The following is a 14,507-nucleotide window of genomic DNA, read 5'->3' as shown; positions in this document are numbered from 1 at the left end:
ATTTATGAGTGCACAGCCTAGATCTTCGGCGCCTGTCGGCGCGGCGGCTTCGAGCTTCTCAATATGCAGAACGCCGTTTTCGAGCGACCCGCCGGGAATCGTGCCCGAGCGTGCCGCACGGCCAAGCTCGCGCAACCGCATGTCGAGGCGAGCGTGCCGGTCTGCCAGCCATTCCTCCGGCCGCAATGGTACGGCGAGACGGCCGCTTTCCGCCACGGCTTGCGCCGGAACAAGTGCGTGTTTCAGATCGCCATAGCGCCGGGACTTGGCAAGCCAAACGTCCCCGGAGCGGAACGCATCGCGCAAATGGAACAGCACCGCGATCTCCCAGAGGCGACTATCACCAGCCGTCTGGGCACGAAGATGGCGATGCCATTTGGAGCTCGGTCGCAGGAAGCAGGTCAGCGCGGGATCGTTCAAACTAGTACGCAGGGCCGTCACCGCTTCTAGAAGCGGCAGCGCGACTGGCGCAGCCCGCAAATCGAGCAAGCGCAACATGCGAGGAGCGTACCGGCGGAAACGGTGATAGCCGTCGAGCACATGATTGAGCGGATCGGCAGTCATGGTGGCGGTTAGCCTGGCAGCCATCGCGACAAGAGTTTTAAATCCATCCCACCCTGATCCGCTCGCGATAACGTCGTTCAGCGACTGGCCGTCATCTCGTGCATCGACCAGGGCCCCTCCAATTGCAGCGAAGGATTTCAGGGTGTCGCGCACCGCGTTCGCCTCGTCAGCGACCTTCGCTTGGCAAATGCGCTCCGACGCCCGGTAGAGACGGCCGACGATCCGGTCGTGGGTTTCGACCACGGCATCAGCAAGCATCGCCTGCCATTCAGACGCGCACACCGCCAGAATCGCAAGCCGCCTGTCTTCCGGGAGATCACGCATGCCGTCGGCGTAATACCGTTCGCCCTGCCTGCGCAAACGCGTCACCCGATGAGCAGGAACACCAGCAAGCATATCCTCGGGAAGATCGACACGTTGCAGATACTCGAGCCGGTCGAGCAGCCGGTTGGCCGACGACGAGTTCGAGCCGAGCTCGAACTGACGCAGCCATACGAAACGGGTCACCCGATCGTCAGCCGTCTCCTCTAGCAATGCCAGTAACTGTTCCCGGATAGGCATGGACAACCGATCGGCAATCCGCGCCTCGATTTGCCGCTCGGCATCGACCAGAGCCGTGGCGCAGAGGCGCTCGATCGTGGATGTCGCGGGAAGAACCGTGCGGGTGCGACGGCATTCAGCCACAAAGCGACGGGCAATATCCTCGTTCGACACCGCTATCTCGGCTTCCCGGCACAGCCAGTCCTTCAATTCGCGCGCACCACGTCCAGAGAATGTGCGGAATCCGTAGAGCGCCCGCAACTCCGCCAGATGCTCATGTCGCGTCTCCTCACGGGCGGCATAGTCAACCAGATCCTCGGCATGCAAGCCGAGTTGTGCGCCGATAAATTCGACGACCTCTGCTGGAATCAGTTCGCCGGGTGCCAGCACCCGACCGGGATAGCGCAGGACGCATAATTGCAGGGCGAAGCCGAACCTGTTGTGTGGACGGCGGCGAAGCTTGATGTGGCCGAGGTCTTCATCACTCAACGTATAATGCTTGAGTAAATCCACCAGCGAGATTGGCAGACGCAGCAGCGCGTCCCTTTGCCGATCAGTGAGAGTGACGCGACGCGGCATCCATGTTCCTTTATCAAAATTCGAGGATGTTCAAGACGCTCTGTTTATGAAGCTGGTTGAGATACATTTCCAGCGATCAAATCATTTGTGGCAAACGCACCGCCTCAAACCACCGTTTGTGTAACAGGGAATAACAGGCAATGAACCAACGTGACCCGGATGAGAACGGTTGGCTTAGCTCTTCTCAAGCGTGGATCGACAGAATGCCAGATGCCGGCGATTTCGCGCGCGAGTTCATCCTCGACAAGCCGATGCTGGAACGAGCCGAATTGTCGGGCGCGGCAAAAATGTTGGATATCGGCTGCGGCGAAGGACGGTTTTGCCGTATGGCAAAGGAGATCGGTATCGATGCTGTCGGAATTGATCCAATCGAACCGTTTATTGAAAGAGCACGAAACCGTGATCCAGCTGGTAAATATCTCAACGCTTTTGCCGAGAAATTGCCTTTCTATGATGAAGAGTTCGACCTCGCAGTATTCTACCTGAGCCTTATCGACATTGACGACATACACACGGCGGTTCGAGAAGCCACTCGCATTCTCAAGCCCGGCGGAAGAATTCTGATCGCAAACCTGACAAGTTTCTGCACTTCCAATGGCACAATTGGGTGGATCAAAGGCGAAGACGGTCGTGCGTACCATCCTCTTGGAAACTATTTTGGTGAACGGGCAGAGTGGTTCGAATGGGATGGCTTGCGAGTGCGAAACTGGCATCGCCCCTTGAGCACTTACATGTCTGCATTGCTTGATGAAGGCTTGAAACTGACGTTCTTCGATGAACCGAGACCATCTAGGGGTCCACAAGACAGGGTGCAAAGGTATCTCACGACGCCATTCACCATGGTCATGGAATGGCGGAAATGTTAATCGGCTATGGACGCATTTCCAAAGCTGATGGGTCTCAGTCGCTCGACCTGCAACGCGATGCCTTGAGCGCTGCCGGCGTCGAACAAAACAAGATCTATGAGGATCGCGCTTCCGGCAGCCGTGAGGATCGCCCTGGTCTGACCGCCTGCCTCAAAGCATTGCGTGACGGCGATGTGCTGGTTGTCTGGAAGCTTGACCGTCTCGGGCGGTCTCTTGCCCATCTGGTCAACACGGTGAAGGATCTGTCTGATCGCAATATCGGTTTGCGGGTGCTGACCGGAAAGGGCGCTCAGATCGACACCACAACAGCATCCGGCCGCATGGTCTTCGGCATTTTCGCAACCTTGGCCGAGTTCGAGCGTGACCTGATCCGCGAGCGCACCATGGCCGGTCTCGCTGCTGCAAGAGCGCGCGGTCGCAAAGGGGGCCGAAAATTTGCCCTCACCAAAGCACAGGTCCGTCTCGCACAGGCCGCCATGGCGCAGCGCGACACTTCCGTTTCCGATCTTTGCAAGGAACTTGGGATCGAGCGCGTCACTCTCTATCGCTATGTCGGCCCGAATGGCGAACTAAGGGACTACGGTAAGCGCGTTCTCGGCTTAACGTAGGATTTCGCCCCCTCCCGCAAACGCCCCCCGCAACAGCAGTTGGAGCTGCATTTCCCCGGCACCTCACCGACAATTCTCTGGCATCGCAAAACCAATGACGGCTTTACGACGGTTCCCAGGACGATGCCAATCGCCATGCAGGCTATTGACGCGCAGACAAAAGGTAGCCCGGCGGGCCACACACTTTTTGGGCTTTGGGCGCGCGCTCCGGATTTTCCGTTTGTGTCGATTGAGAACCCGACAACCTTTGCCGCCGAGGCGGGGTTTACGGGTGAGCGCGCGGTGGATACTTGGCGAAAGCGTATGAAGGCACTTCGTGATCTAGGGTTCATCGCCTGTAAGAAAGGGCCTTCGGGCGATTTCCATTACGTTATGCTCATCAACCCCAATGTGACCGTCGAATCACTGTACCAAAAGGGAAAGATCCAGGAGGGGCTTTATGCGCGCTTTATTGATCGTGTGATAGAAATTGGAGCTTTCGGCGAGATCGAAGCGTATAGGGAATATTTGGCAGCTTTGGACGCTCAGAACAAGGCGCAGGCAGCAAATTCGGAAAACGGTTCTGAAAGATTGGAAGAGCGGGTCGGCCCTTCGGCGGAACCTGCAAAATGATCTGGGTCAGAAACGAGAAAAACCCGCCAGAGGCGGGCCTTTCCTTTATATCGTATGACGATGAGGGTGGTGTTACCCCGCGACCTCACGCGCCTTTCGACAACCAACTTAGTCCGAACTGCCGTCGCTGTCAACGTCGGCAGTTCGATAAGGAATGACGCAATGCCTTTCACACCCGAAGAAATCCATAGTCTCCCCACGGTGCTATCAGCGCCACGGTTTGCGACTTATCTGGCGGAGAAGGCAAGTAATAAAGAGGCCGCGCTTGAACTCTATCGCTGGAATATGGAGTTGTCGGCGGCGTTCTTTGTTCCGCTTCAGATATGTGAAGTCAGCGTTCGCAATTCAATAGTCACGGCGATCGAGAGAACCTACGGTCCGAATTGGCCTTGGGAAAAGGGCTTCGAAATTAGTCTTCGTAACCCGGTGATCGGCTATAGTCCACGCCGGGATCTACTTGGCCTGAGCAGGCTACCGACGTCGGGGAAGATTGTAGCCGAACTAAAGTTTGTCTTCTGGGAGCGCATGTTCACGAAAAGCCATGATGCCGTAATCTGGAACAAGCAGTTCAAGACAGTCTTTCCGAATACGGATCCGCTGAAAACTATCCAGCAACTGCGAGCCGAGGGCTTTGATCGACTCGCGAGAATCCGCGATTTGCGCAATCGCATCGCTCATCACGAGCCAATTTTCAGGCGCAATGTTCAAGAGGAGTACGACAGGATTCGAGCCGTTGTGGCCTGGACCGATGAGACCGCCGCCGATTGGCTCGACAAGGTTGAGACTGTTACAACGATGATCGGACGAAAGCCTTGATGTCGTATCTAAATACTATGAATGGTGTGCTGCAACGACCTGTTCTGGAATAATTGGGACAACCCGCTAAAAACTAACACCAACGGTAACCTGGCGACAGCTGATACTGGAGCAGAATATTTAAGGCCAATCGGCGAACCAACCGGCATTGGCCAAGAATTTCTGACTGGCAATCAAAGCAGTGAGGCGCTTCTCAATGGTCAGTGGTGCACCGGTTCGGCGTGCATGCAATGGAAGAAAACCTCGCTTCGAAGCCGTCTTTCTTGGTTGATGCCGGAGAGAAAAACTCTAACCGACCGCCTGCTCCAGTAGCAATTGTTTTGGCAATGGCAAGACCAAGTCCTGCACCGCGCACAAGAGCCTGACCGCGCTCGAACGGCTCACTCAGCCGAGCAAGCGTTTCGGGCGGCACGACTGGGCCGCCATTAACAACACGCAGTTCCCCGTCGCTTTTAAGACTTACGAGAACAGGCATGTCCTGTGCACCGTGTTTGAGTGCGTTTTCGATCAGGTTTCGCGCCAGTATGGCAAAGGCATCCGCATCGATGCTCTTAAGCACCGGGCAATCGGGGAGAGTCATTTCGATGCGACCGACAGCATCGGTAAATCCGCTGACCTCGCTTACAACTAATCGAAGGATTGCAGCAATATTTACTGGCTTTTCGGCAAGGAGCCGTCCGCCCTCAGCTCTTGCCAGCTGCATCAGCTTTTCTGTCAAGCGGGAGAGGCGGCGTAGCGCCGTTTCCATGTCCTGCGCACGTTCGCGCGTGGTAGCATCGGGCGCCTCGGCGATCAGTCTTTGCGACTGTGCGAGCGCCGCTGCCACCGGGGTGCGCAATTCGTGGGCTGATTTGGCCGCAAGACTGCGTTCGGCTTCCAGGGTCAGTTTCAAACGGTCCAACAGCCGATTTACCGCTATGGCAACAGTGTCAATTTCGGAGGGAAGCCCATTTACGGCGACTGGATTAAGATCTCCGCTGCCACGCGCCTCAATCTGATCGCGAAAACTGCGAACCGGCGCCATGGAAAGACGTACGATGAACCAGACACCGATCAAGCCGAGGAGGACGGCCAGGGAGAGAGGTACAGCAAGCGTGTATAATATGTGCTTAGCCGTATCGCGCCGGTGGGAGAGGGGTTCAGCGACAGTAATTGTGAGACTACCCTGCATTGCGGCGTCAGAGTAGAGCCTGTGGGTTGGTGTGCTGCTGAAACCCATTTTTGAGTAGGGCGGAAAAATGGTCACATCCGCACTATGGGAACGCATCTGCACGGTTCCGGCTGCGTCACGCACCACATAGGTGAAATATTCGTCGTGTTGGCGCAGGGTCGCCACCCTCTGCTCGGTGTCGTCGGCATCGCGCCCCAGAATCTCGAGCGCCGCGACCGGCAGAATGCGTTGCGCCGTTTCTTCGAGGGCGCTGTCAAAGGCCTTATTCAGTTCCTGGCGCAGAAGGTGTGCTGTCACAATCGTTGTAACAACCCACAACAGGGCCGCGCCGAGCCCGAGCCAGAGCGAAAGTCTCCATTGCAGGCTCTTCGGTTGCATCATTTTGCGTTTCCAAGCCGGTATCCGATGCCGCGAACCGTCTCGATGATCGCATGTCCAAGCTTTTTGCGGAGACGGCTGACATGGACCTCAATTGTATTGCTCTCGACCTCTGAGCCAAAGGCATAGAGCCGGTCCTCGAGTTGCGACTTGGTCAATGCAATACCAGGTCGCTGCAGGAAGTTTTCTAGCAATGCCCATTCGCGACCGGTCAGTTCAACGGGACGCCCGTCCTGCCTCACGGTCTTGGCGGCCAGATCGATCTGGAGGTCGCCTATTTTGATCAATGGGTTGGGATTGCCGCTGTAACGTCGCGCAACGGCATTCAGTCGTGACGACAGTTCCGCCAGATCGAACGGTTTGATCATGTAATCGTCTGCCCCGGCATCGAGTCCTTCTATCCGGTCGGAAATCTGGTCCAGTGCCGTGAGGATAATGACAGGCGTGACACTGCCTTTGGCGCGAAGATTGCGTAAAAAATTGACACCCAGCCCGTCGGGAAGCATCAGGTCCAACAGCATTAGGTCGTAGACTGCAGAGTTGACATGCTCTGTTGCGTCGTCGAGCCGGGTCACCCAATCCACGGAATGGTTGACGGCGATATGGTCGCGAACGGCCTTGCCCAGGATTGTATCGTCTTCGATCAACAGAACCCGCATACAACAGCACCCTTTATTCAATAAGAAGCGGCCCCGTGTCGACCCGATTCAGTCAGATGTGAACATATTCTAACTGAAGCTGTAACCTGTCATTCCTCTGACGTCATATCCTTGCCAGCTTCAGCTGTTCGTCAGAAATGGCTGGCAATATTCTCTTCAAAGCGCATTGATCAGGAACAATGATATGATGGTAAATTACCTTGCTGCAATCTCCCTTTTATTGATTTCAGCAGGAAGCGGCGTGGCGCGAGCCGATGATGACTGCCATGTGTCGATGGACAAGTGGCAATCCAGGGACGCGGTTCAGGCCATGGCTACTTCTCGCGGCTGGACCGTAGCGCGGATCAAAATCGACGACGGCTGTTATGAGATCCGCGGCTCCGACAAAACCGGAATGGCTTTCAGGGCCAAAGTTGATCCGGCGACGCTTGCTATAGTCAAGATAAAACACAAGGTCGGCGAATCCGACCACGACGATGATCGCCGTCGCAAATCAAGAGATAACTAGGGATAGGTGTCAAGCGCTGCGTCGGCATGCTTTCCAGCCGCTTGCTCGAGAAAACTCCCCGCCAAATAAGCACCCGGCGCTCCGCTAATAGAGCGCGTTCAGTCAAGGAAAGACTTGTCATGCCTCGCAGTCCTGATCGTTATTCAAAAAGCATGGTTGTGATTCACTGGTTCACCGCAGCGTTGATCCTCGGAGCATGGTTGACGTCGGTGGGTGGACGCCGTATGGCGGAAAATCCGCCTTTGTTGCATTTTTCTCTAGGGCTTGCCGTGCTCGTGCTTGTTTTCCCACGCATTCTCTTGCGTCTTTCTGGCGCTGCGCCGTCAGCATCTCCGATGCAAGGGATGCTTGCGCTTTCGGCCAAGGCAGGTCATGCAATCCTCTATCTGTTTCTGCTCGCCTTGCCGCTCAGCGGCTGGTATGCCGCCTCGCGGATTGGCGTTCCCATATCATTCTTCGGCCTTTCCGTTCCAGCCATTACGGCCCCAGTGCAAGGCTCCCCCGGATTGATCGCCGACTTCCACGAGAATGCCGGCACCATCATTCTTTATCTGGCCGGTCTTCATGCGCTGATGGCGATATGGCACCAGTTCGTTTTGCGCGACGGCACGCTCAAGCGCATGTCGCTGCATTGATAACAGCCCGCATCGTCGGTTCTTAAAACGGTGGACTTGCTGGCAGGTCCACCGTTTTCGTTATGTCTTTCCTGACAAAGCGCTGAAGCAGAAATTACATCAGTGTCAGGCGGCGTTCAGCTCTTCTTGCGAGAGTGGCTGGCATGAACACGGATCCGGTTCAGGTCCGTGCGCCAGTTTCTTTGAAAGAGGTAGTCTGACATGAAAGTACTTCTCGCAGTATTGGCAATGACCACGGCACTTACGCTTCCGGGTATCGCCATGGCGCGACCCGTAACTCTGACCACGACGCTGAACAGCTATGGCGGGGACGGCGCTTATCTCGCCTATTATGTCACCGATGCTCAGGGCAAATATGCTGGTAGTCTTTGGATGGCTGGTGGCAAATCCAAGTATTACGAACACCTGTCTGGGTGGTATCGCGCAACGGGTGGCAACACGAGCGAAATCAATGGTATCACTGGCGCGAGCGTCGGGACGGGCAAGACGCTTAAAATCACGGTTGATCTGGCCGATGCGTTTTTTGATGCGGGCTACACATTGCACGTCGACGCTGCGGTGGAAGACATGCGCGACAGTCCCGATGAGGTGGTTATACCGCTGACATCCGGCGGTGTGAAAGCTCCAGTCAAAGGACGCCGTTACATCGCAACAGCCGATTATTCACTATAAACGGTGATTGCTATGTTCCGCGTTATCCATCGTTGGCCGGGACTTCTTGCCGCGTTGCTCCTGATTGTGCTCAGTATCAGCGGTGCAGCCCTGTCGATTTTTCCCGCTGTCGAAAGTATTTCGTCTCCACAGGCAGATGTGACACGTTCGATCGCCGATCTGGCGGCGCGTGTTCAAGCGGTCTATCCGCAGGTGGAGCAAATCCGGCGGGCGCCGTCTGGCCGGATGACGGCCTATTGGTTCGATAATGGTGCGTCTAACGCGGCGGTCATCGATCCCGTCACCGGTCAGGCTATCGCTTCTGCCGATCCGAATCCAGTCGAACGCTGGCTGACGGGTCTGCATCGTTCGCTCTTTCTTGATGATAGCGGTCGCATGGTCATGGCTGCGGGCGCTGCCGCCATGCTGGTGCTGAGCCTGTCCGGGGTGGCGCTTGTCGCACGTCGGGCCGGGGGTTGGCAGCACTGGTTCTCGCGCCTGCGTGGCCCGCTCTCCGGGCGTCTGCATGTCGAGGTCGCCCGACTGGCCGTCGCAGGCCTGCTGCTTTCCTCGGCCACGGCTTTGTGGATGACGGCCTCCACCTTCGACCTGTTGCCTGATAGTGCGGTTTCGCCGGTCATGCAGACTGAGGCAAGCGGCCAGACTGGAGCGCTTCCGGCGACGATGGAACCGCTGCGGCAGATACCGGTTGCGGAAATGCGCAGCCTGTCATTCGCCGATCCATCCAACCCGATGGACATTCTCACCCTTAAGACCGACCGGGGCACCGGCTATATCGATCAGGGCACGGGCGCTCTTCTCGGCTGGAGCGGCCTGACCGGATGGCAACGTCTGTCGGAAACCATTTATATGCTCCATACGGGACGGGGGGCTTCTGTTCTGGCGCTGATCCTTGGCCTGGCGGCTCTTGGTGTGCCAGTCATGGCGGGCACGGGCGTTGTTCTCTGGTTCGCCGGGCGTCGCGGACGGCCACGTATTCGCGGCAATGTTTCCGCAGGAAAGGCGGAGACGATCATTCTCGTCGGCAGTGAAGGCGGTAGCACATGGGGCTTTGCCGCTACGCTGCATGCGGCGCTGTCCGACGCCGGTCAGGCCGTCCATGCCGCGCCGATGTCGGCTTTCGACCCGGCCCGTTACGGGCAGGCGCGGCGCATCCTCATCCTGACCGCGACTTATGGCGACGGCGATGCACCCGCTTCGGCCAAGGGGTTTCTCGAAGGACTGTTATCTCAGGCAGCGGATTCGGCAATTCCGCTGGTTGTGCTCGGTTTTGGCGATAGTAGCTTTCCAGCCTATTGTGGATTCGCGCGAGCGGTGACGGATATGGCGCATGCCGTCGGATGGAGAATGCTCATACCCTTTGACACGGTGGACCGTCAGTCGCCGCAGGCTTTTGCCCGATGGGGACGGACACTCGGTGCTGCTTTGGGCATAAATCTTGAACTCACGCATCAGGTCGTTCACCCCCCCGCCGTCCCGCTCACGCTTGTGTCGCGCCGTGATTATGGCGCGGCAGTACAGGCACCCGCAGCAATCCTGCGCTTTGCCTTGCCAAAGCTTTCCTTCTGGCGGCAAGTGCTTGGCCACGGACTGGGGCACTTTGCGGCCGGCGATCTCATCGCCATCGTTCCTTCGGGATCGACAGTTCCCCGATTCTACTCGCTGGCTACTGGACGCAACGACGGCTTTGTCGAGATCGTCGTGAGAAAACATCCGGGTGGGCTATGCTCCTGCCAGCTCCTGGAACTGGAGCCCGGGGATACGATCAGCGCTTTCCTGCGCCGCAATCCCGGTTTCCATGCAGACGATCGGACACACATGCCCCTGATTTTGATCGGCGCGGGAACCGGAATCGCACCTTTGGCGGGTTTTATCCGTGCCAATACGCGACATCGCCCGATCCATTTGTTCTTTGGAATGCGCCGGACGAATAGCGATTTTTTCTTTGGCGACGAACTCCGTGAATGGAAGCAGAAGGGGCAAGTTGCGCACATTAGCTCCTGTTGTTCACGCGGGAAAATGCCGCGCTATGTGCAGCATGCTCTTCGGGAAGAAGCCGATGACGTCACTCGGCTGATTCAGGAGGGGGCGCGGATCATGGTATGTGGCGGACGCGATATGGCCAACGGAGTCTCGTTGGTTCTTGCCGATATTCTGGGTTCCACGGGGCTGACATTGGCCAAACTCAGGGCGGAGGGACGTTATGTCGAAGACGTCTACTGAGATGCAACGTCACGCTTTGAGCGGGCCTACCATGGGTACACGTTGGTCAGCGTTGTTTTACCAAGCAGCGGAGTTCGATCCACAATCCGTTCGGGCCGCACTTCAGGCGGCAGTGGACGCGGTGGACATGCAGATGTCAACATGGAAGCCGGATAGTAATCTAATGCAGGTGAACGCCGCGCCGGTGGGACACTGGATAAAGGTGCCGCAGCAACTGCTGGACGTTTTGCGCCTTGCGCTCGACATTGGCCGTGCATCGGGCGGCGCGTTTGATATCGGCATGGGGGATGCCGTAAGCGCCTGGGGTTTCGGGGCGTCAGAGGCGGTCCCTGAGCAGATGCGAGCAGCGCTCGAGCGCGAGCGCCGACCAGCCCATGACATTCTGGAACTGGACGTCAAGCTGGGAATGGTGCGAAAGTCGGCTCCCATCACGCTTGATCTCAATGGAATTGCCAAGGGATATGGCGTGGATCGTCTGGCGGAGACATTACTGTCTTTCGGGATTTCGTCCAGCCTCGTAGGAATCGATGGGGAGATGCGGGCGCTCGGGTTGCGGCCAGATGGGAGTCCTTGGTCGATTGCAGTTGAGGCTCCTGACTATGATCGTCGCGCAGCCCACTCGGTTTTGGCTCTTCAGGATGCGTCGGTCGCCACGTCGGGCGATTATCGGCATTGGATTAATGTCAACGATTACCGCCTGTCGCACACCATGGACCCACTTCGCGGTGCTCCCGTGATGGAGCCTCCGGCGTCAGTCACCATCGTGACACGTACCTGTGCCGAAGCGGATGCATGGGCAACAGCGCTAATGGTGCTTGGTTCGAAGACCGGCGCGGTACTGGCAAGGCGGTTAAGCTTCAATGTTCTGTTCTTATTGCGTGCTGCAGGAACGACAATTCGGTGCGAAGCTGTAGGTGACTTATTCACCAGTTCACATTCTGGTAAACCACGACGCCCTTTAGCCGATGTTGGGGGAGATTCTCAACGCCCGAAGCGCATTTAGGATGACAGCGACGTCAATCAGCTCCTGGAGCAATGCACCGTGAACAGGTTTTAGATAACCGAACGCTGCTGCGATCATGGCGATTACAGAAAGACCTATCCCCACCAAAACACTTTCGACAGCAATGCGCCTTGATCGCTTGGCAATTTCTATCCCGGCACGAAGTCTGTCTATTCTGTCTACGAGAAGAACGACATCGGCCGCTTCTGCCGAGGCTGCCGCTCCCCTCGCACCCATCGCAACGCCGACATCAGCCGCGGCAAGTGCGGGCGCGTCGTTGACCCCATCTCCGACCATCATCACGGGGCCGTTCTTACGCTCGCTGAGCACGGTCAGCACCTTTTGATCGGGTGAAAGTTCGGAGTAGATGGCATCAAGCTCCAAACCCTTGGCGATGCGTTTGGCCACTGCAGCACGATCACCTGTCGCCAGCACTATTCGCTTTACGCCATCTTTGCGTAAGCCCCGCAACGTATCGACTACTTCGCCGCGCAAGGGATCGGCCATAATGATATAACCCGCGATGCTACCGTCTATCGCGACTGCAACCAGGGCCGCTCCAGCTTCTGTATGGGGAATTTCACTCAGTATTGCGTTGACCTGTCTCTCAACGAAGCTATGTCCGCCGACAACGACGCTTTTGCGATCGACCCAGCCCGCCACGCCATCTCCGGCCAGTTCGCTTACATCGGTCGGCAATACAAGATTTATACCGCGCCGCTGAGCGGCCAGTACAAGAGCCTGCGCCATCGGATGTTTGGACACCTGGTCAAGGGAGGCGGCGAAACGCAGTAGATCATTTTCGCTCAATCCTGGCTGCGCATTGATTGAAGTAATTTGTGGGCGGCCATCTGTCAGTGTTCCAGTCTTGTCCAGCACTAACGTGTTGATACGAGCCATGTTCTCTAATGGACGAGCACCCTTTACCAGCACGCCGAAATGAGCGGCGCGCGATAGTCCCGCAACAAGAGCGACTGGCACCGCCAAGATGAGAGGACATGGTGTCGCCACGACGAGAACGGCGACCGACCTAATCGGGTCTCCCGTGAAAAACCACGCACCGAAGGCGATTAAGACGGTCACTATCAGAAAGCCGATAGACCACTGGTCTGCCAGTCTGGACATTGGAGCCTTGGAATGCTGTGCCTCCTCCACGAGGCGAACGATGCCAGCGTAGGTGCTATCCTTCGCTTCGTGCTTGGCAACGAGATCGAAAGCATCGCCGGCATTCGTCGAACCGCTTAGCACATCTGCTCCCGACGCTAGCGAAACCGGAAGTGACTCTCCCGTGAGCGCAGACGTGTTTATGAAGGCTTTTGCGGAGGCGATACGCCCATCAACGGGAATGACATCCCCTTGACGGATCAGGAGGCGATCACCCAGACGAACCGTATCCACGGCAATCTCTTCGAGATGGTCATCGATATAACGCATTGTCGTTCGCGGCGCACGGGACAGCAAAGCATGCATCTCACGGCGTGCCCGCCCTTCGGCAAAGCTTTCAAGAAAGGCTCCCCCAGTATACATGAGGGCGACGATCGAAGCGGCCAGCATTTCCTCAAATGCCAGTGCGGCCGACATAGACATCGCGGCGACGATATCCAGCCCGAACTCCTTTCGCCATAAACTCCGGAGAATTTCGACCAGCAAAGTTGCCAGCACAGGCAAAGTGGCGATAGTCCAGGTTAGCCGCGCGCCGTATGAGTGGCCGGAGAAGTGCAAGCCGAGCCCGATCACAAGTCCGCACAAGGCAAAAATCATCAGGATTGTTTTTGATCGATCTTCAACCGAGAACCGCATCCTCATAGTCTCCTCGACCTATAGAATGAGCAAATTCTAGAGTCCTGCCTCTCACTGACTTCGATAATTCTTCTTTACATATGTATTCCCTATAAACTCAGATCCCCTGTCAGACCGATGTGCCGACCAAGGCCCCAATACCAGCCGTGATTGCCATCGCCAATGCGCCCCAAAAAGTGACGCGGACGGTTGCCTTAAGCATATTAGCTCCTCCTGTCTTGGCGCCGATTGCGCCTAGAAACGCAAGAAACAGCAAGGAAGAGATAGCAACCGCGTAAAGCAAGATCGAGGGAGGCGCGATGACAGCCATCAGCAAGGGTAGGGCGGCCCCGATCGAGAACGTGGCCGCTGAGGTCAGCGCTGCTTGCACAGGCCGTGCTTCCATGTGTTCGACGATTCCCAGTTCGTCACGGGCATGAGCTGCCAGAGCATTGTGTGAGGTCAGCTGTATTGCCACCTGCCGCGCCAATTCCGGGGTTAGGCCGCGATCAATATAGGCTTGCATCAATTCATTGAGCTCTGCTTCGGGCTGAGTTTCGAGTTCCTTGCGTTCTCTGGCAAGATCTGCCAACTCCGTATCGGATTGAGAGCTGACAGAAACATACTCACCCGCCGCCATAGACATCGCGCCTGCGACAAGGCCCGCGATGCCAGCGACTACTATCTGCGTCGTTCCCGTTGAAGCAGATGCGACGCCCAAAATGAGGCTTGCCGTTGAGACAATACCATCATTGGCGCCGAGTACCGCTGCACGAAGCCATCCGATCCGGGATACGAGGTGTTTTTCTGTATGCAATCGGCTCATTGAGGTACCTCCGGGCATTTGATGCATATCATCATACCTTCATCGAGACGGTGTTGTCACGTTAAGTT

Annotated in this window: 14 protein-coding genes; 9 read left to right on the top strand and 5 right to left on the bottom strand. The window is 56.8% G+C overall.

Annotated features, from left to right (window positions below; translation table 11 throughout):
- The coding region (locus CEV32_RS00345; protein ID WP_143128768.1) for a DUF4158 domain-containing protein at positions 1–1,683 on the bottom strand (1,683 nt) is incomplete at its 3' end.
- Between the two features lie 140 nt (positions 1,684–1,823).
- On the opposite strand from CEV32_RS00345, the gene CEV32_RS00340 reads away from it, so the two are divergent.
- The 4 genes from CEV32_RS00340 to CEV32_RS00325 all read left to right on the top strand — a co-directional run bounded on the left by CEV32_RS00340 (position 1,824) and on the right by CEV32_RS00325 (position 4,585).
- Entirely contained in the window at positions 1,824–2,549 is a 726-nt protein-coding gene (locus CEV32_RS00340) for a class I SAM-dependent methyltransferase (RefSeq protein WP_024899850.1), read from the top strand.
- Complete coding sequence (locus CEV32_RS00335) at positions 2,543–3,157, top strand: recombinase family protein (RefSeq protein ID WP_024899851.1); 615 nt, start codon at positions 2,543–2,545, stop codon at positions 3,155–3,157. Before CEV32_RS00340 ends, CEV32_RS00335 begins: the two co-directional genes overlap by 7 nt.
- A 39-nt stretch (positions 3,158–3,196) precedes the next feature.
- Positions 3,197–3,769, top strand: a complete 573-nt coding sequence (locus CEV32_RS00330) for a hypothetical protein (RefSeq protein WP_208620767.1) — start codon at positions 3,197–3,199, stop codon at positions 3,767–3,769.
- A 162-nt stretch (positions 3,770–3,931) separates the two neighbouring features.
- Positions 3,932–4,585 carry a hypothetical protein gene (locus CEV32_RS00325; RefSeq protein ID WP_094573457.1) on the top strand — a complete coding sequence of 218 codons (654 nt, stop codon included), beginning with the start codon at positions 3,932–3,934 and terminating at the stop codon, positions 4,583–4,585.
- A gap of 193 nt (positions 4,586–4,778) precedes the next feature.
- Here CEV32_RS00325 and CEV32_RS00320 read toward each other — a convergent pair whose 3' ends face one another.
- Together CEV32_RS00320 and CEV32_RS00315 are read right to left on the bottom strand one after the other, a co-directional pair.
- Positions 4,779–6,137: a sensor histidine kinase gene (locus CEV32_RS00320; protein ID WP_094573456.1), complete on the bottom strand. Its 1,359-nt coding sequence runs from the start codon at positions 6,135–6,137 to the stop codon at positions 4,779–4,781.
- Positions 6,134–6,793: a response regulator gene (locus CEV32_RS00315; protein WP_094573455.1), complete on the bottom strand. Its 660-nt coding sequence runs from the start codon at positions 6,791–6,793 to the stop codon at positions 6,134–6,136. The genes CEV32_RS00320 and CEV32_RS00315 overlap by 4 nt, the downstream gene beginning before the upstream one ends.
- 184 nt (positions 6,794–6,977) lie before the next feature.
- Between CEV32_RS00315 and CEV32_RS00310 the strand changes: the two genes are divergently transcribed.
- The 5 genes from CEV32_RS00310 (at position 6,978) to CEV32_RS00290 (ending at position 11,834) form a co-directional block, all read left to right on the top strand.
- Complete coding sequence (locus tag CEV32_RS00310) at positions 6,978–7,301, top strand: PepSY domain-containing protein (protein ID WP_374883691.1); 324 nt, start codon at positions 6,978–6,980, stop codon at positions 7,299–7,301.
- A gap of 119 nt (positions 7,302–7,420) precedes the next feature.
- Positions 7,421–7,936: a cytochrome b gene (locus tag CEV32_RS00305; RefSeq protein WP_094573454.1), complete on the top strand. Its 516-nt coding sequence runs from the start codon at positions 7,421–7,423 to the stop codon at positions 7,934–7,936.
- A 201-nt stretch (positions 7,937–8,137) separates the two neighbouring features.
- Positions 8,138–8,608, top strand: coding sequence for a DUF2271 domain-containing protein (locus tag CEV32_RS00300; protein WP_094573453.1), 471 nt, complete (start codon positions 8,138–8,140; stop codon positions 8,606–8,608).
- 12 nt (positions 8,609–8,620) lie between these two features.
- The gene (locus CEV32_RS00295; RefSeq protein ID WP_094573452.1) at positions 8,621–10,831 is read left to right on the top strand and encodes a PepSY domain-containing protein; all 2,211 of its coding nucleotides are present in this window, start codon (positions 8,621–8,623) and stop codon (positions 10,829–10,831) included.
- Entirely contained in the window at positions 10,812–11,834 is a 1,023-nt protein-coding gene (locus tag CEV32_RS00290; RefSeq protein ID WP_094573451.1) for an FAD:protein FMN transferase, read from the top strand. Before CEV32_RS00295 ends, CEV32_RS00290 begins: the two co-directional genes overlap by 20 nt.
- Here the strand turns inward: CEV32_RS00290 and CEV32_RS00285 are convergent.
- Positions 11,790–13,634, bottom strand: a complete 1,845-nt coding sequence (locus tag CEV32_RS00285; RefSeq protein WP_094573450.1) for a heavy metal translocating P-type ATPase — start codon at positions 13,632–13,634, stop codon at positions 11,790–11,792. The two genes, CEV32_RS00290 and CEV32_RS00285, sit on opposite strands and share 45 nt — an antisense overlap.
- A 109-nt stretch (positions 13,635–13,743) precedes the next feature.
- On the bottom strand, positions 13,744–14,439 hold the full coding sequence (locus CEV32_RS00280) for a VIT1/CCC1 transporter family protein (protein WP_094573449.1): 696 nt from the start codon (positions 14,437–14,439) through the stop codon (positions 13,744–13,746).
- Positions 14,440–14,507 lie beyond the last annotated feature (68 nt).

The organism is Brucella rhizosphaerae (assembly GCF_002252475.1).
In the GTDB taxonomy this organism is placed as follows: domain Bacteria; phylum Pseudomonadota; class Alphaproteobacteria; order Rhizobiales; family Rhizobiaceae; genus Brucella; species Brucella rhizosphaerae.
The sequence above is the reverse complement of the archived record's forward strand: the minus strand, read 5'-3'. Positions and strand labels throughout refer to the sequence as shown.